The organism is Streptomyces hesseae, assembly GCF_031845785.1.
GTDB lineage: Bacteria > Actinomycetota > Actinomycetes > Streptomycetales > Streptomycetaceae > Streptomyces > Streptomyces hesseae.
Genome location: NZ_JAVRFI010000021.1, coordinates 67902 through 85510 on the forward strand (window position 1 = coordinate 67902; position 17609 = coordinate 85510).

The 17609-nt window shown below is 74.3% G+C and carries 14 protein-coding genes; 11 read left to right on the top strand and 3 right to left on the bottom strand.

Annotated features, from left to right (window positions below; genetic code table 11):
* Positions 1–63: 63 nt before the first annotated feature.
* From ispG to RM609_RS26435, 3 genes are all read left to right on the top strand, one after another.
* Entirely contained in the window at positions 64–1221 is a 1158-nt protein-coding gene (gene ispG, locus RM609_RS26425) for a flavodoxin-dependent (E)-4-hydroxy-3-methylbut-2-enyl-diphosphate synthase (protein WP_311614070.1), read from the top strand.
* A gap of 156 nt (positions 1222–1377) precedes the next feature.
* Positions 1378–2223: a GNAT family N-acetyltransferase gene (locus RM609_RS26430; protein WP_311614071.1), complete on the top strand. Its 846-nt coding sequence runs from the start codon at positions 1378–1380 to the stop codon at positions 2221–2223.
* 36 nt (positions 2224–2259) lie between these two features.
* A complete protein-coding gene (locus RM609_RS26435; RefSeq protein WP_311614072.1) occupies positions 2260–2793 on the top strand; it encodes a GNAT family N-acetyltransferase in 534 nt (177 codons plus the stop codon).
* Between the two features lie 17 nt (positions 2794–2810).
* Here the strand turns inward: RM609_RS26435 and RM609_RS26440 are convergent, their stop codons facing one another.
* From RM609_RS26440 to RM609_RS26450, 3 genes are read right to left on the bottom strand one after another with little or no spacing between them, the layout of a single operon-like run.
* Positions 2811–3746: an aminoglycoside phosphotransferase family protein gene (locus RM609_RS26440; RefSeq protein WP_311614073.1), complete on the bottom strand. Its 936-nt coding sequence runs from the start codon at positions 3744–3746 to the stop codon at positions 2811–2813.
* A gap of 34 nt (positions 3747–3780) precedes the next feature.
* On the bottom strand, positions 3781–4227 hold the full coding sequence (locus tag RM609_RS26445) for a DUF4439 domain-containing protein (protein WP_311614074.1): 447 nt from the start codon (positions 4225–4227) through the stop codon (positions 3781–3783).
* Complete coding sequence (locus RM609_RS26450; protein ID WP_311614075.1) at positions 4224–4781, bottom strand: hypothetical protein; 558 nt, start codon at positions 4779–4781, stop codon at positions 4224–4226. The genes RM609_RS26445 and RM609_RS26450 overlap by 4 nt, the downstream gene beginning before the upstream one ends.
* A gap of 242 nt (positions 4782–5023) precedes the next feature.
* Here RM609_RS26450 and rimP point away from each other — a divergent pair, with 242 nt between their 5' ends.
* The 8 genes from rimP (at position 5024) to RM609_RS26490 (ending at position 17575) form a co-directional block, all read left to right on the top strand.
* Positions 5024–5560 (top strand): ribosome maturation factor RimP, encoded by a 537-nt coding sequence (gene rimP, locus RM609_RS26455; RefSeq protein WP_311614076.1) that lies wholly within the window; start codon positions 5024–5026, stop codon positions 5558–5560.
* A gap of 2 nt (positions 5561–5562) precedes the next feature.
* Complete coding sequence (gene nusA / locus RM609_RS26460; RefSeq protein WP_311614077.1) at positions 5563–6555, top strand: transcription termination factor NusA; 993 nt, start codon at positions 5563–5565, stop codon at positions 6553–6555.
* Positions 6556–6765: 210 nt separating this feature from the next.
* Complete coding sequence (locus RM609_RS26465) at positions 6766–7047, top strand: YlxR family protein (RefSeq protein WP_311614078.1); 282 nt, start codon at positions 6766–6768, stop codon at positions 7045–7047.
* Between the two features lie 156 nt (positions 7048–7203).
* The gene (gene infB / locus RM609_RS26470) at positions 7204–10284 is read left to right on the top strand and encodes a translation initiation factor IF-2 (protein ID WP_311614079.1); all 3081 of its coding nucleotides are present in this window, start codon (positions 7204–7206) and stop codon (positions 10282–10284) included.
* 139 nt (positions 10285–10423) lie between these two features.
* Positions 10424–10720, top strand: a complete 297-nt coding sequence (locus RM609_RS26475; protein ID WP_311614080.1) for a DUF503 domain-containing protein — start codon at positions 10424–10426, stop codon at positions 10718–10720.
* 54 nt (positions 10721–10774) lie between these two features.
* On the top strand, positions 10775–11239 hold the full coding sequence (rbfA, locus tag RM609_RS26480) for a 30S ribosome-binding factor RbfA (RefSeq protein WP_311614081.1): 465 nt from the start codon (positions 10775–10777) through the stop codon (positions 11237–11239).
* A complete protein-coding gene (gene truB, locus RM609_RS26485) occupies positions 11239–12141 on the top strand; it encodes a tRNA pseudouridine(55) synthase TruB (protein WP_311614082.1) in 903 nt (300 codons plus the stop codon). The genes rbfA and truB overlap by 1 nt, the downstream gene beginning before the upstream one ends.
* Positions 12142–12424: 283 nt before the next feature.
* Entirely contained in the window at positions 12425–17575 is a 5151-nt protein-coding gene (locus tag RM609_RS26490; protein ID WP_311614083.1) for a hypothetical protein, read from the top strand.
* Positions 17576–17609: the final 34 nt, after the last annotated feature.

Sequence of the window (17609 nt, forward strand, 5' to 3'; positions counted from 1 at the left end):
CCTCGGATGCCGGAGCCCGCCGATCTCGGGACCAATGATTCAAACCTTGGGGTTGCTCGCCAGATGACAGCGATTTCGCTTGGAATGCCTTCCGTTCCGACCAAGCTCGCCGACCGCCGGGTCAGCCGCAAGATCCAGGTCGGCTCCGTGGCCGTCGGCGGCGACGCCCCCGTCTCGGTCCAGTCGATGACGACGACCCGCACCTCCGACATCGGCGCCACCCTCCAGCAGATCGCCGAGCTGACCGCCTCCGGCTGCCAGATCGTCCGCGTCGCCTGCCCGACCCAGGACGACGCCGACGCGCTGCCGATCATCGCGAGGAAGTCGCAGATCCCGGTCATCGCGGACATCCACTTCCAGCCGAAGTACGTCTTCGCCGCCATCGACGCCGGCTGCGCCGCCGTCCGGGTCAACCCCGGCAACATCAAGCAGTTCGACGACAAGGTCAAGGAGATCGCCAAGGCCGCCGGCGACGCCGGGACCCCGATCCGCATCGGTGTGAACGCCGGCTCGCTGGACCGCCGCCTGCTCCAGAAGTACGGCAAGGCCACCCCCGAGGCGCTCGTCGAGTCCGCCCTCTGGGAGGCGTCCCTCTTCGAGGAGCACGGCTTCCGCGACATCAAGATCTCGGTCAAGCACAACGACCCGGTCGTCATGGTCAACGCCTACCGCCAGCTGGCCGCCCAGTGCGACTACCCGCTGCACCTCGGCGTCACCGAGGCCGGTCCGGCGTTCCAGGGCACCATCAAGTCCGCCGTCGCCTTCGGCGCCCTGCTCTCCGAGGGCATCGGCGACACCATCCGCGTCTCCCTCTCCGCCCCGCCGGCCGAGGAGATCAAGGTCGGCATCCAGATCCTGGAGTCCCTCAACCTCCGCCAGCGCCGCCTGGAGATCGTCTCCTGCCCGTCCTGCGGCCGCGCCCAGGTCGACGTCTACAAGCTGGCCGAGGAGGTCACCGCGGGCCTGGAGGGCATGGAGGTGCCCCTGCGCGTCGCTGTCATGGGCTGCGTCGTCAACGGCCCGGGCGAGGCCCGCGAGGCCGACCTCGGCGTCGCCTCCGGCAACGGCAAGGGCCAGATCTTCGTGAAGGGCGAGGTCATCAAGACCGTCCCCGAGTCGAAGATCGTCGAGACCCTCATCGAGGAGGCGATGAAGATCGCCGAGCAGATGGAGAAGGACGGCGTCGCCTCCGGCGAGCCCACCATCAGCGTCGCGGGCTGACCGCCCGCACCCCCGCTTCCGCCCCGCCCCGTCCGCGCACCGGGCGGGGCGGCGCCATATCGGCGGCAAGGCGGGTGGGCGGCGGGGCCGGGAGGTACAGTGCCAGGACCTGATTCCCCCCGGCCTCGGGCCCGCGACGGTGAGGCATTGCGACACGTGCTGACGACGACCACCACCAGGGTCCTGGAGCCCGGCGATCTCGACGCCGCCCTCGCCGTCCTCGACCGCGATCCCGTCGCCAACGCCTTCGTCGCAGCCCGGGTCAAGATCGCCGGACTCGACCCCTGGCGGCTCGGCGGCGAGATGTGGGGCTGGTACGCGGGCGGTCGCCTGGAGTCCCTCTGCTACGCCGGCGCCAACCTCGTCCCCATCTGCGCCGGCCCCGAGGCCGTACGCGCCTTCGCCGACCGCGCCCGCCGGAGCGGACGCCGCTGCTCCTCCATCGTCGGCCCCGCCCCGGCCACGGCCGAGCTGTGGAGCCTGCTGGAGCCCCACTGGGGTCCGGCTCGCGAGGTCCGCCCCCACCAGCCGCTCATGGTCGCCCGGGCCATGCCCGCCGGGATCGCCCCCGACCCCCTCGTCCGCCGCGTCCGCAAGGACGAGATGGAGACGATCATGCCCGCGTGCGTGGCCATGTTCACCGAGGAGGTCGGCATCTCCCCGCTCGCCGGCGACGGCGGCCTGCTCTACCAGGCACGCGTCGCCGAGCTCGTCGGCTCCGGGCGCTCCTTCGCCCGCGTGGAGAACGGCCGCGTCGTCTTCAAGGCCGAGATCGGCGCCGCCACGGACCTGGCCTGCCAGATCCAGGGCGTCTGGGTCGCCCCCGAGCACCGGGGCAAGGGGCTGTCCGTGACCGGCATGGCCGCCGTGCTCGGCTACGCGCTGCGCGAGGTCGCTCCTGTGGCGAGCCTCTACGTCAACGACTACAACACCGCCGCGCGCGCCACCTACCGCCGCGTGGGCTTCCGGGAAGTCGGCGCGTTCATGAGCGTGCTGTTCTGATGAGGCACGGGATCGCACATGGGTAGCCTCCCGGGCATGGATGACATCGTGGTCGGCCCGCTCGACCTGGCCTCCCGGGTGGACGAGGCGCTGGCCGTCCAGGCCCTCGCCTTCGGGCTGACAATCGAGGAGGTCGACGTCCGGCGCCACATCGTGCTCCGGCACCTCACCTGCCCCGGCGCCCGGGCCCTGGGGGCCACCACGCCCGAGGGCCGGCTGGTGGGCTTCGTCTACGGCATGCCCAACGACCGTTCGCACTGGTGGTCCACGGTCGTCGAGCCGTATCTGCGCGCCAACGGACTGGACGGCTGGCTGGACGAGGCCTTCGTCATCACCGAGCTGCACGTCCACCCCGCCTACCAGAACCGGCGGATCGGCCGCGCCCTCATCACGACGATCACAGCCGACGCGACGGAGCCCCGCTCCATCCTCTCCGCCATCGACAAGGAGAGCCCGGCCCGGGCGCTCTACCGCAAGCTGGGCTACCGCGACCTGGCCCGCCATGTGGTCTTTCCAAGTGCCGCGAGTCCGTACGCGGTGATGGGGGCTTCGCTGCCGTTGCCGGGGTGAGCCCGGCCCGGCCGGTATTACAGCAAGTCCGCGAACTCCAGGAGGAGTTCGCCCCGGCCCCGCGCGCCCAGCGACAGCTCCCGCATCCCGGCGGCCGCGGCCCGGAACACCGTCCACCCGCGCAGCCGGTCCGCGTCGACCTCCAGGGACTCCGCCAGCTTCGTCACCCGCCGCCGCGCCGCGGCCGCCGCGCCCGGCGCCGCCAGCAGCGTGTCGAGCCGGTCGCGCACCAGCCACGCCAGGTCGTACGCCCGCTCGCCCACCAGCGGGCGGGGCGCGATCGCCAGCCACGGCACACGGTCGGCGGCCAGGACGTTGCCCTGGTGGTACTCGCCGTGCAGCAGCGTCGGCGGCTCCGCCGGGGCGTCCGCCGTCAGACCGTCCCGCAGTTCGACGGCCTCGTCGACCAGCTCCCGGGCGTCCGCCGCCCACGGCAGCTCGCGCCACGCGCGCAGCGCCTCGGCCAGCGCCGCCGAGCGGTCGGTCACGGTGGCGAGAGAGTGCTCCTCGGGCGGCGCCACCCATAGCCGCTGGAGCGTCGCCGCCGCCTCCAGCTGCGCCTTCTGCTCGGCCAGCGAACGCAGGCTGACGTCGGCGTGCAGCCGCTCCAGGAGCAGAGCACCGCCCTCGGCGTCCACGCGCAGCGGGCGGACGGCCGAGCGGCCGTCCCAGTGGGCGAGCGCGGCGTGCTCGGCCGCGGTCGTGCCGTCGGGCGGGGAGAGCTTGAGCGCGGCGGGCGTGCCGTCGGCCTGCCGGACGAGGACGACCATGCTGGTGCGGCCGCCGGGACACTGCACCCGTTCGGGTGTCAGCTCCCAGCGCGTCAGCCACTCCCGGGCGATGTCCGGGAGGTCCGAGAGCCACCGGCGGGCGTCCTCGCCGGCGGCGGGGTCCGCGCCCAGGGTCCGAACCAGCCGCTGCGGCGGTTCGAGGCGGTCGTTCGTGATGGCCATCCCTGAGCGTTCCCTTTCCTGCCTTCTGTGCTGATCAGGCCCGATCGGCGAGCCCAGGGAAGGCTACGCTGCCACCGCTCCAGCGCACCGCCCGGACCGCCGCCTCCCGCAGCCCGGCCGCCGCCTCGGCGCGCAGACTCCCCGTGGCGGCCCGGACGAGATCGGCGTAGACCGCCGTCAGCCGCCGCTCCAGCTCCGCCGCGAGCCGCACCGCCGCCTCCCCGTCCGCCACGGGAAAGGGCAGGGCGTACGCGGCGGCGGCCGCCTCCGGCTCGGCATCCAGCGCCCGTACCGCGCGGCTCATCGCGTCCCGCCGGGCCCGGTGGGCGTCGTGGGCCTCACGGGCCTCGCCCGCCCGCGTGTCGTCGACGCGCCCGCCGACGATCCCGTAGCCGTAGACCGTCGCGTGCTCGGCCGCGAGCGCCGCCTGCGCGGCGGCCACCGTCTCCTGCCGGGCGCGCCCGGTCCGAGCCGTCGTCATGAGCCGCCCTCCGTCAGCAGATAGGCGTGCGCCGCGCCCGCCGCCGCCACCGAGGCGAGGAGCCGGGCGAGCTCGGGCGGCGCGGAGCCCAGGGCGGCGGTCCGGGCGTCGGCGGTGCGCCGCTCGGCGTCCGCGAGGGCGGCCAGCGCCGCCTTCTCCTCCCCGGGCACCTCGACGCGCGCGGCCGGCGCGGCGGGCGACGCCGAGGCGGAGGTGGAAGCTGACGGGGACTCCGGCCCGGGGGCGGCGAACGCCTCGGCGTGCCGCGCGACTTCGGCCCGCAGCGGCCGCAGCCGGGCCGTCAGGGCGGTGTGCGCGGCGAGCGTGGCGTCGTACCGCTCCAGGAGCGCGGCGGTGTCCCGCGCCGCACGCTCCCTCAGCCGTGCCGCGCCGGGGGAGCGTTCGGCGGCGTCCGGGCCGCCGCCGGAGGAGGCGGAGGAACAGGCGGAGAGCAGCGCCCCGCCGCCGCCGGCCAGCAGGGCGGCGGCACCACCCGCCAGTACCCTGCGTCTGCGCGGGCCATTCGCGCCCCGCGTCGTCGTCGTGAGCGGCACGTTCCTCTTTCCGCCTGGTGGGCTCTGTGCGGCGCGCCGGGCACGCCGGCCCGTCGGGGTCCTGGTGGGGCGGGCGTTCCCACGGGTCTGGCCCCGAGTGATCGCCGCACGCGAGCGTACCGGCGTGGGACCCGTCGGCCGTGGACCGGGCACCGAATCGTCAGTCGGCTGCCGGAACAGATAGGCTTTGACCTGACACGCGTCTTTCCCACAACAGCACACGCGGCCGAGGAGTCACCCGGATGAGCACCACCCAGAGCGAGCGGCTGCGCGAGCTGCTGGCCCCTCTCGTGAGCGCGCGGGAGCTGGAGCTGGAAGAGGTCGAGGTGACACCGGCCGGAAAGCGGCGTGTGCTGCGCATCGTGGTCGATTCCGACGAGGGCGTCCAGCTGGACGCGTGCGCGGACCTGAGCCGCGACATCTCCGCCGCGCTCGACGAGACCGATGCGATGGGCGGAGCCCCCTACGTTCTCGAGGTCACCTCTCCGGGTGCCGACCGTCCCCTGACGCAGCTCCGGCACTATGTCCGGGCCACCGGCCGGCTGATCAAGGTACAGCTCGCCGAGGGCGGCGAGCTCGTCGCGCGGATCGTCGCCGTGGACGACGAGGGGCTCGACCTGGAGGTGCCGGGCGTCAAGGGCCGCAAGCCCACCGCCCGCCGCCTGGCCTTCGCCGAGATCGCGAAGGCGCGTGTGGAGATCGAGTTCAACCGCAAGACGGCCGCGGGCGACGCCGCGGCCGATGAAGACGAATCCGACGAGATTCAAGAGGAGGCGTAGCCGTGGACATCGACATGAGTGCCCTGCGGGGTCTGGTGCGAGAGAAGGAGATCTCCTTCGACCTGCTGGTCGAGGCGATCGAGTCGGCCCTCCTCATCGCCTACCACCGCACCGAGGGAAGCCGCCGCCGCGCCCGCGTGGAGCTGGACCGGTCGACCGGACATGTGACGGTGTGGGCCAAGGAGGACCCGCAGGACCTCGCCGAGGGCGAGGAGCCCCGCGAGTTCGACGACACCCCCTCCGGCTTCGGCCGGATCGCCGCGACCACCGCGAAGCAGGTCATCCTCCAGCGTCTGCGCGACGCCGAGGACGAGATCACTTTCGGTGAGTTCGCCGGCCGTGAGGGCGACGTCGTCGCGGGCGTCGTGCAGCAGGGCAAGGACCCCAAGAACGTCCTGGTCGACATCGGCAAGCTGGAAGCCATCCTGCCGGTCCAGGAGCAGGTACCGGGCGAGGAGTACAAGCACGGCACCCGGCTGCGGACGTATGTCGTCCGTGTGGCCAAGGGTGTCCGCGGCCCGTCCGTGACCCTTTCGCGTACCCACCCCAACCTGGTGAAGAAGCTTTTCGCCATGGAGGTCCCGGAGATCGCGGACGGCTCGGTGGAGATCGCCGCCATCGCCCGCGAGGCCGGTCACCGCACCAAGATCGCGGTGCGTTCGACCCGTTCCGGCCTCAACGCCAAGGGTGCCTGCATCGGCCCGATGGGCGGCCGTGTCCGCGCGGTCATGGCCGAGCTGCACGGCGAGAAGATCGACATCGTCGACTGGTCGGACGACCCGGCCGAGCTGGTGGCGCACGCGCTGTCCCCCGCTCGGGTGAGCAAGGTGGAGGTCGTCGACATGGCCGCCCGCTCCGCCCGGGTGACCGTCCCCGACTACCAGCTCTCCCTCGCCATCGGCAAGGAAGGGCAGAACGCCCGGCTCGCGGCCCGGCTGACCGGCTGGCGGATCGACATCCGTCCGGACACCGAGCAGCCGTCCGAGCGCGACTGAGTCGCGTACCGGCGTCCGGAAGCGGCGGGGGGCGCGCACACGGCGCCCCGAGCGGCCCCGAAAGGTCCGTAAAACGACCTTGCCGGGCCGCTTCCGCCCTTGGCGGAGCCGGGAAGGGCCCGGGAAACCAGCCGATCATGGCCGAAACGCATACGCGCACGACCAGTGCCCCGAAGGGGTGAGGTCCGCGCGGGGAGGTAGACTTAATCAGTGTCTGGCCGGACGCATGCCCGCGCATGCCCTGAGCGCACCTGTGTGGGGTGCCGGGAGCGAGCGGCCAAGGGTGAACTGCTGCGGACCGTGGTGATCGAGGGATCGTGCGTCCCCGACCCTCGCGGTACGCTGCCCGGCCGGGGTGCCTCCGTGCATCCCACACTGGTCTGCCTCGATCTGGCGGTGCGCCGCCGGGCGTTTCTCCGGGCCTTCAAGGTCCCGGGGCCGCTCGACACGGCGGAACTTCGCCGGTATATCGAACAGACCGGTCAGCAGTAGAGATCGGCCCCGCGTTCACACGCGGGGGAGACCCATGTCAGGTACCTCGCGAGTTGGAAGTAGGTCGAGATTGCGATGAGCACTCGATGAGTACGCGATGAGTACGCCCATGAAGTAGCGACGGTCCGGCGGACACCCGGACCTAGAAGGAGCGAAGTGGCTAAGGTCCGGGTATACGAACTCGCCAAGGAGTTCGGAGTGGAGAGCAAGGTCGTCATGGCCAAGCTCCAAGAACTTGGTGAATTCGTCCGTTCGGCGTCCTCGACCATCGAGGCGCCGGTCGTCCGTAAGTTGACTGACGCATTGCAGGGGCCCGGCGGCAGCGCCGGCAAGTCCGCTGCGAAGCCCGCGGCGCCGCGCAAGGCAGCGCCCGCGAAGCCTGGTGCCCCCACTCCGGGTGCACAGGCCCCCCGTCCCGCCGCCCCGGCCCCCAAGCCGGCCGCGGCCCCCAAGCCCGCCGCGGCGACGCCGGCCGCCGGCTCCGCGCCGACGCCCGGTCCGCGTCCGGGCCCGAAGCCCGCTCCGGCCGCCCCGGCCAAGCCGGCTCCGGTCACCCCGGTGCCCGCCGCGGAGTTCTCCGCGCCGGCCCCGGCCCCGGCCACGCCGTCCGAGCGCCCCGCCGCGCCGCGTCCCGGTGCCCCGCGCCCCGGTGGCGCCCGTCCGGGTCCCGCCCAGCGTGAGGGTGGCCGTCCCGGTGGCGAGCGTGCCCCGCGTGCCGGTGGCCCCGGCGAGCGTGCCCCGCGTCCCGGTGGCGCCCGTCCGGCCGGTCCCCGTCCGGGCAACAACCCCTTCACCTCCGGTGGCTCCACCGGCATGGCCCGTCCTCAGGCCCCCCGTCCGGGTGGCGCCCCGCGTCCGGGTGCCGGCGGTCCGGGTGCCCCGCGTCCGCAGGGCGGCCCCGGCGGTGCCCCGCGTCCGCAGGGTCAGGGCGGTGCCCGTCCGACCCCGGGCGGCATGCCCCGTCCGCAGGGTGCCCCCGGTGGCGCCCCGCGTCCCGGCGGCGCTCCGGCCGGTAACCGCCCGAACCCGGGCATGATGCCGCAGCGTCCGGCTGCCGGCCCGCGTCCGGGCCCCGGTGGCGGCGGTCGCGGTCCCGGTGGCGGCGCTGGTCGTCCCGGTGGCGGCGCCGGTCGTCCCGGCTTCGCCGGTCGTCCGGCCGGTCCGGGTGGCGGCGGTCGTCCCGGTGGTGGCGGCGGCTTCGCCGGCCGTCCCGGTGGCGGTGGCCCCGGTGGCGGTGGCGGCGGCGGCTTCGCCGGTCGTCCGGGTGGCGGCTTCGGCGGTCGTCCCGGTGGTCCGGGTGCCCGTGGTGGCACGCAGGGCGCCTTCGGCCGTCCCGGTGGTCCGGCCCGTCGTGGCCGCAAGTCCAAGCGCCAGCGTCGCCAGGAGTACGAGGCCATGCAGGCCCCGTCCGTGGGCGGCGTGATGCTGCCGCGCGGCGGCGGCGAGACGATCCGTCTCTCCCGTGGTGCCTCCCTCACCGACTTCGCGGAGAAGATCGGCGCCAACCCGGCGTCGCTCGTCGCCGTGATGATGAACCTCGGCGAGATGGTCACCGCCACGCAGTCCGTCTCCGACGAGACGCTGCTGCTCCTCGGCGGCGAGATGAACTACCAGGTTCAGATCGTCAGCCCCGAGGAGGAGGACCGCGAGCTGCTCGAGTCCTTCGACATCGAGTTCGGTGAGAACGAGGGCGGCGAGGAAATGCTCGTCGCGCGTCCGCCGGTCGTGACCGTCATGGGTCACGTCGACCACGGTAAGACGCGACTCCTCGACGCGATCCGCAAGACCAACGTGGTCGCGGGCGAGGCCGGTGGCATCACCCAGCACATCGGTGCCTACCAGGTCGCGACCGAGGTCAACGACGAAGAGCGCAAGATCACCTTCATCGACACCCCGGGTCACGAGGCGTTCACCGCCATGCGTGCCCGTGGTGCCAAGTCGACCGACATCGCGATCCTCGTGGTGGCGGCCAACGACGGTGTCATGCCGCAGACGATCGAGGCCCTGAACCACGCCAAGGCGGCCGACGTGCCGATCGTGGTCGCGGTCAACAAGATCGACGTCGAGGGTGCCGACCCGACCAAGGTCCGCGGTCAGCTGACCGAGTTCGGTCTGGTGGCCGAGGAGTACGGCGGCGACACGATGTTCGTCGACATCTCCGCCAAGCAGGGCCTGAACATCGACAAGCTGCTCGAGGCCGTCGTCCTCACCGCCGACGCCGCGCTCGACCTGCGCGCCAACGCGGAGCAGGACGCGCAGGGCATCGCGATCGAGGCCCACCTCGACCGCGGTCGCGGCGCCGTGGCCACCGTCCTCGTCCAGCGCGGTACCCTCCGCGTCGGCGACACGATGGTCGCCGGTGACGCCTACGGTCGTGTCCGCGCGATGCTCGACGACAAGGGCCAGAACGTGGAGGAGGCGGGTCCGTCGACTCCGGTCCTCGTCCTCGGTCTGACCAACGTCCCGGGCGCCGGCGACAACTTCCTCGTCGTCGACGAGGACCGTACGGCCCGCCAGATCGCCGAGAAGCGCGCTGCGCGCGAGCGCAACGCCGCCTTCGCCAAGCGCACCCGCCGGGTGTCCCTCGAGGACCTCGACAAGGTGCTCAAGGCCGGTCTGGTGCAGGATCTCAACATCATCATCAAGGGCGACGCGTCCGGTTCGGTGGAGGCTCTCGAGTCCTCGCTGCTCCAGCTCGACGTCGGCGAAGAGGTCGAGATCCGCGTGCTGCACCGCGGTGTGGGTGCGGTCACCGAGTCGGACATCAACCTGGCGACCGGCTCCGACGCCATCGTCATCGGCTTCAACGTCCGCGCCGAGGGCCGTGCCACGCAGATGGCCGAGCGCGAGGGCGTCGACGTCCGCTACTACTCGGTCATCTACCAGGCGATCGAGGAGATCGAGGCGGCCCTCAAGGGCATGCTGAAGCCGGAGTACGAAGAGGTCGAGCTCGGTACGGCGGAGATCCGCGAGATCTTCCGCTCGTCCAAGCTGGGCAACATCGCGGGTGTTCTCATCCGCTCCGGCGAGGTCAAGCGCAACACCAAGGCGCGCCTCATCCGCGACGGCAAGGTCATCGCGGAGGAGCTCAACATCGTTGGTCTGCGTCGTTTCAAGGACGACGTCACCGAGATCCGCGAAGGCTTCGAGGGCGGTATCAACCTCGGAAACTTCAACGACATCAAGATCGACGACGTCATCGCGACGTACGAGATGCGCGAGAAGCCGCGCGGCTGAACCGTGTAGCTCGACCGGGGCCGGTCGGCGGAAAATATTTCCGTCGATCGGCCCCGGCCGTTGCGTGTACGGTTCGAGGAGTCCGTACACCACGTACGGGCACACCTCACGCCTCCCGGGTGGGCCTCACCCGTTACACATGTATGTAGGGACTCTGTCCTTCGACATCCTCCTCGGCGACGTCCGGTCGCTGAAGGAGAAGCGCTCCGTCGTCCGTCCGATCGTCGCCGAGCTCCACCGCAAATACGCGGTGAGCGTGGCGGAGGTCGGCGAACAGGACCTCTACCGCCGGGCCACCATCGGGGTGGCGGCGGTGTCCGGGGACCCGGGGCACCTCACGGACATACTGGACCGCTGTGAGCGCCTGGTCGCCGCACGGCCCGAGGTGGAGCTGCTGTCGGTACGACGGCGGTTCCACGGCGAGCACGACGACTGAGCGCGTCGGCGGCGCCGAGAGCACAATGCAGGAAGACGAGAAGGAGACGGACCAGTGGCCGACAACGCGCGGGCGAAGAGGCTGGCGGACCTCATCCGCGAGGTCATCGCCCGGAAGCTGCAGCGCGGAATCAAGGACCCGCGGCTCGGCTCGCATGTGACCATCACGGACACCCGGGTCACCGGTGACCTGCGGGAGGCTACGGTCTTCTACACGGTCTACGGTGACGACGAGGAGCGGGCCAGCGTCGCCGCCGGACTGGAGAGCGCCAAGGGCATCCTGCGCTCCGAGGTCGGCCGGGCGGCGGGCACCAAGTTCACGCCGACGCTGACCTTCGTGGCGGACGCCCTGCCGGAGAACGCCCGGACGATTGAGGACCTCCTCGACCGGGCGCGCACCTCGGACGCCCAGGTGCGCGATGCGTCCTCGGGCGCCACGTACGCCGGCGAGGCGGACCCGTACCGCAAGCCGGGCGAGAACGATGAGGACGCGACCGACGAAAAGGGCGCCGGCGCCTGATGAAGGAGAAGTACAGCGGTCCGGACGGCTTGGTCATCGTCGACAAGCCGGCCGGCTTCACCTCGCACGACGTCGTCGCCAAGATGCGGGGCATCGCCCGTACCCGGCGCGTCGGCCACGCGGGGACGCTCGACCCGATGGCGACCGGCGTGCTCGTCCTCGGCCTCGAGCGGGCCACCAAGCTCCTCGGTCACCTCGCGCTGACCGAGAAGGAGTACGTGGCCACCATCCGCCTCGGGCAGAACACGGTGACCGACGACGCGGAGGGGGAGATCACCTCCTCCACCGACGCCTCCGGGGTCACCCGGGAGGCCATGGACGCGGGCATCGCCAAGCTCACCGGCGCGATCATGCAGGTCCCGTCCAAGGTCAGCGCGATCAAGATCGACGGCGTGCGCTCGTACAAGCGGGCGCGCGAGGGCGAGGACTTCGAGATCCCCGCCCGTCCGGTGACCGTCTCGTCCTTCACCCTCCACGCCGTGATCCCCGCCCAGGCGGAGGACGGCACCCCGGTGCAGGACCTGCTGGTGTCCGTCGTCTGCTCCTCCGGCACCTACGTCCGGGCGCTCGCCCGTGACCTGGGCGCCGACACGGGCGTCGGCGGCCACCTCACGGCGCTGCGGCGCACCCGCGTCGGCCCCTACGGGATCGGCGACGCCCGCACGCTCGAGCAGCTCCAGGAGGAGCTGAGCGTGATGCCTGTCGCCGAGGCGGCGGCCGCCGCCTTCCAGCGCTGGGATGTGAACGAGGAGCAGGCCAAGCTGCTGGCCAACGGCGTCCGGATCAAGGTGCCGCTGTTCGACACCACGGGCCCGATCGCGGTCTACGGACCGGACGGCCGCTTCCTCGTGCTGGTGGAGAACCAGGGCGGACGGGCCAAGAGCCTGGCGGTCTTCGTCTAGCCGAGCCGGCGGGCCTGGCCGGCCCTTTCCCGGCCCCGGCCCTTTTCCGGCTCCGGCCGGACCCACCGTGGGGCGGGGAGCGCGTCGTCACGACGCCCCCCCGCCCCACGGTCCCCCTCCCACTGGTCTCTATCCATCCGGGACGGATGATTCACCCCAACGGGCAGGCGCTCGGAGTGAACCAGGGGGGTGGAAGGGGGCGCGTTCAGGATGTGATCTGGTTTCGCCGATCATCCGCTGCCTACCGTCGTGGGGACCAGCACGCCGGGGAGGTTCGACGGAGATGAACGGTCGGCGGACCGATGCCGAGGAATCACTCGTACGCATTCGCGACCTCGCGGGCCGCGAGCGGGGTACGGGATTCCTCGCCGACGACCGCGGCACCCTGATCACCAGCCATGAGGCGGTCGATGGACTGGCCCGGCTGGTGCTCCACGCCTCGGGCGATCTGACCTGCGTCGTCGGCGCTGAGAACGTCACGCCACTGCCCGAGTACGACCTGGCACTGGTGCGCACCGAGGGCCTGTGCGTCCCCCCGCTGCCGGTCGCCGCGGCCGTGGGCTTCGAGGGCGAGAAGGACGTCCGGCTGCGCGCCGGGCGCTGGTACGACGCGCGGATCATCGGTGACGTCCCGGTCACCTACACCGCCACCGACCGCTTCCATCTGCTCGGCGCCGCGCTGGAGCTGTCCCTGTCCGGCCGCTCCGGGCTGCGGCTCGGCGAGGAGGCCACCGGCGGGCCCGTTCTCGACGCCCGTACGGGGGCGGTCGTCGCCGTCCTCGGTACCGCGCTCCAGGCCGACCGCCGGGCCGCCGGATTCGCCATCCCGCTCCGGGCCGCCGCGGCGTCCTGCCCGGGCGGGGCGCTCGCCGAGCTCCTCGACCGCAACTCCGCCACCGTCCCCGCCTTCGGCTCCGACCTCAATCTGGCCGGCGCCCTCCAGCTCACCGCCACCGCCCTGGGCTCGGTCGTCACCCCGCGCGTCTGGCGCGACCCCGTGGAGCGCCCCGAGACCGAGCGGGAGTTCGCCCGCTTCCTGGACGGGGAGCCCGGTGCGGAGAGCGACGCCCTGGTGCTCGGCCTCGTGGGCGACCCCGGGACGGGCCGGACCACCGAGCTCGGCGCGCTCGCCGGCCGCCGGGCGCGCGGCGCCCAGCCCGCGCCCACCCTCTGGCTGCGCGGCGCGGACCTGCGCGTGGGCGACGAGAGCGTCCGGGACGCCATCGCCCGGTCCCTCAAGGCCGCCGGGCGCATCGTCACCGCCTCGGCGGGCCCCGCCGGCACCATCGGGGACACCTCCGCCGCCACGCCCGAGGCCGTCGCCGGGCTCGCCCGCCGGGTCGGGCACCCCCTGCTCGTCCTCCTCGACGGGCCCGAGGAGATGCCGCCCGTCCTCGCCCACGCCCTGCCCGCCTGGACCACCGCGACCGTCCGCTGGCTGGAGGAGACCTCCTCCCGGCTGATCGTCGCCTGCCGCCCCGAGCACTGGGAGACCGCCGGCGCCCTCTTCCCGACCGGCGTCCTCCACCGCCCCGGCGGCGGCCCGTGCGCCCTGCCCCCGCCCTCGGGTCCCCGGGCCCTGCCGCCCTGCTCACGGCTGCCCGGGCTCACCCACGCCCAGGCCGCCGAGGTCCGGGCCTCCTACGGCATCCCCCCGGGCGCCGTCGACCCCGCCGACGCCGCCCACCCCCTCGCCCTGCGGCTGCTCGCCGAGGTCCGGGCGGCGCTGCCCGACGGCACGGTGGGCGCCGGAGGCACCGGTGAGGCCGCCCCCGACCGGTGGGGCGTCTTCTCCGCCTACCTGGACCTGATCTGTCTGCGCATCGCCGTGCGCCTCGCCGCGTCCCGCCGCCCGCCGCTGCGCGGACCCGCCGTCCGCCGGCTCGCGGCCCGGGTGGCCGGGCAGGTCCACGAGGCCGCCCGGCGCTGCCTCGGCCCGGGGCAGGGGGAGCTGGAGCGGGAGGCGTTCGAGGAGTTGTTCCCCTGGCGCACGGGCTGGGCCTCCGCCGTCCTCACGGAGGGGCTGCTCGTCCCGGCCGGCTCCGGCTACCGCTTCGCCCACGAGGAGTTCGCCGACTGGGTGCAGGGCTCCCACCTGGACCTCGACGCCGCGCTCTACGCGCTGGTCCACCGCTGGTACGAGCCGGCGGGCCCGCCCGCCGAGGCCGCCGTGCGGCTGCCCTCCCGCACGGGCGGGAAGGGCCCGCTGCCCACGCCGGGCGGCCATGTGCCGCCGCCGCCCGGCTCCGCGGCCGGCCGCGGCGGGACGAAGGGCCGCCGTAAGCGCGGCGGGGGCCCGGCCGAGCCGCCGCGCCCGCTGCCGGTTCCGCGCCACCGGATCGGGCCAGTGCTCCAGGCCATGCTCCTGCTCGCCCGGCGCTCGGGCCCGACGGAGCTCTCCCGCCGCCTGAGCGCCCTCGTCCACGCCATCGAGACCCTTTCCCAGCGGGCCGCGGAGGCGGAGGCCAAGGAGGAGGGCGCCGGCCGTCGCCTCGGCGACCCCGCCTGGTGGGCCGCCCACCTCCTGGGCGAGACCCTGCTGCGCGTCCCCGACGCCACGCCGTACCTGGGGGTGCTCCGCCTCCTGGCCGAGCGCGTCACGGCCCGCTCCCTGGCCGTCGGGGGCTTCGACAGCGAGGCCGGACGCACGCTGGGCGGCCTCGCGGAGTTCGGCCCCTGGTTCTGGCTGCGGCTGCCGCTCGGCCTCGCCGACCGCCTGGAGCTCCTGCGCGTCCTGATCCCGGCCGACGGCCCGCCCCCGGGTGTCATGCCGGAGGCGGCGGCCCTGTCGGCCCCGCCGTCGACGGGGTCGGCGGAGTCGGCGGACGGGACGGCGCGGGCGGCGGTGCCGGGGCAGTCGCGCGGGGATGCGGCCCGGGCCGGCGGAGCCGGGGAGGGAGACGGGGGAGACGGGGAGAGGGCCCACGGGGCCGGCGGGGCCGGGCGCGGTGGGGCGCGGGCGGCTGGGGGGCGCGCGGGGGCGCGCGCTGCCGGTGGTGCGGCCAGGGCGGACACGCCAGGGTCCGGTGCGCACCGGGCCGGGACGGGTGGGGCCCATGGGACCGCCGGGGCCGGCGTGAACGGGGCCCGAGTCCAGGGGCCCGGCATGGCCGGGCGGGTCCCGGGGCAAAGCGGTGCCCCGGCGCCGGACGGGGGCCGTGGCGCTGGGTACGCCGCAGGGTCTCCCGGGGCCGGGATCGGTGAGTCGGACGATGCACGTGGGACGTCCAGGGCGGCGGCCGCTGCCGCAGATGCCGGTGCCGCAGGCCGCATCGCGGGCCGAGGCGCTCCGGACGGCGGCGCGGACGAGGCTCGGGCCGGCGAAGAGCGGGGAGCGCCCCGGGCGGGGGCCCGGCGCGGGGGGCCTGCGGCGGCTTGCGCCGGTGCGGCCTGGCACGCCGCGGGGAGCGGTGGGGGCGAGCCGGAGGCGTCCGACTGGGCCGACGGGCGCGGGGCCGCGGGGAACGGCCGGGCGGACCGCGCGTCCGGCGGCGCCCGGGGACGCGGCGCGGCATGGGTGCCCGGACAGGGGCAGGGCGCCAACGGGCGCGGGCGGCCGGACGACGGGGCGTACGGCGACGCGCGCGCCCCCTGGGGTGGCCGGGCGGCGCGTGTCCCCGGCCAGACGCGGGGCGCGGGGGAGGAGTGGAACGGTGCCGGGCGCCCCCCGGTGCTGGGGCGGCCCCGGAAGGCCGTCCCGGAGGAGGAGCGCGTCATCTCCTACACCTCCGCCCACCCCGGGGCCTACGAGCCCCACGAGCCTCGCGAACCCGGTGTGCCGTACAGCGAGGGATGGTCGGACGCGTGGGCCCGGACCCGTTCCGCCGACGGTCAGGAGCCGGGCGGAGCCCAGGAGCCCGCCGGGCCGGACGAGCCGATCGAGTCCATCGAGCTGGAGGTGGAGCTGGAGGTAGGGGCAGACGTAGAGGTAGAGCCTCAGGAACCACAGGTGCCCACCACGCCCGCCATGCCGGACGAGGGCGGCGAGGCCGGCGAGCGCGACGCCGCCGACGGCCCCGCCCGTAAGGGTGCCGCGGCCGCCGCGCCGCCCGCCCGTCGGCGTACGTCCGGCGACGCCGCGGCATCGCTCGCCGACCGGTTCCTGACCGCCGTCGTGACCCTCTTCACCGCCGACCCCTGCGCCGCGCAGCCCCTCTTGTGCCGCTGGTTCGCCGACGAGCGCCCCCTCCAGATCACCCCCGCCGGGGCCAGGGTCCGCCTCACCGTCGCCACCGCCGCCCAGGCCCTCCTCCATACCCACCGCCGCCGGGCCGTGGACGACCTGACCGAGGCGCTGGTGGAGGCCGCCCACCCCCGGGCCGACGAACTGCTGGCCGCCCTGGCCGAGGACGAGCCGTCCGCGCTGTGCCGGGCCGTGGACCGCTGGGCCCACGACGACCGCGTCGAGCGCCACGTGGCCGCCGCCGCGTACGCGCTGCGCACCGCCCCGCACGTCGTCACGTCCGCCGACCGCGAGCTGCTGCGCTACGCCGCGCTCGCCCTCCTGGAGCGGCCCGACGAGGGCACCCTGCACGGCACCGCGCTCGCCCTGCTCGTCCGCGACCCCGACACCCGCGCCCGGTACCTCCCACAGGCCCTCGCGGGCTTCGCCACGGGCGAGCCCGACCTCCCGCCCGACATGCTCGCCCCCGCCCTGGGCACCCACCCCGACCAGGTGCTCGACGCCTTCCGGGCGCGCCTGTACGAGCCGGGGGAGCGGCCCGCCGCCGTGCTGCGCACCCTCGCCGGGATCTCCGCCCCCGCCACCCTGGCCCGCCGGATCACCACGCTGGTGCGAGAGCACGTCGACCACCGCCCCGAGGGCGCGGCCAACGCCGCCGACTTCGTCGACCGCCGCCTGGAGTGCGGCCCCACCACCCGTTCCGTGCTCTTCCCGCTCGTCGTCGACCTGCTGCGCACCGGGACGCCCCAGGTGCGCCGCGCCCTCGCGCCCGTCCTCGCCGACCCCGGCACGGCCACCTCGCGCCCATTGCGCCAGGAACTGCTCGAAGTGCTGATGGAACGCGAGGAGTACGGGCCGTACGACCGTGACGCCACCGTCCTCGACGCCCTGCTGCGCGCGGTGGCCGCGGGCGCGGCCGAGCGCACCGAGGCCCGCACCCGTGACCTCGTGCACCGCACGGGCCTGCTGATGGCGCGTACGCCCGAGGGCGCCGCCTGCTTCGACCGGAGACTGACCCAGCTCGCCCGGGAGATCCCGGTCTTCGGCGGCCAGGTTCGCGGTTGGCTGAAATCCGCGCCAGCCCAGTGGGCCGTGGTCGTGGGCCCGAGCGCCCGTATCCGCCTGACCGCAGGGCGTGAGAAGGGGGGTGGAGGGGGTCAGGGGGGCGCATCGGATCCCACGCACCCAGCCGACGTGACCGGCACCGCACCGGCCGATGCGGGACGCCGCCAACCGGCATGGCACTCTTAGACCTGCGTCATCAGACAGACAAAGGTTCGGGTTC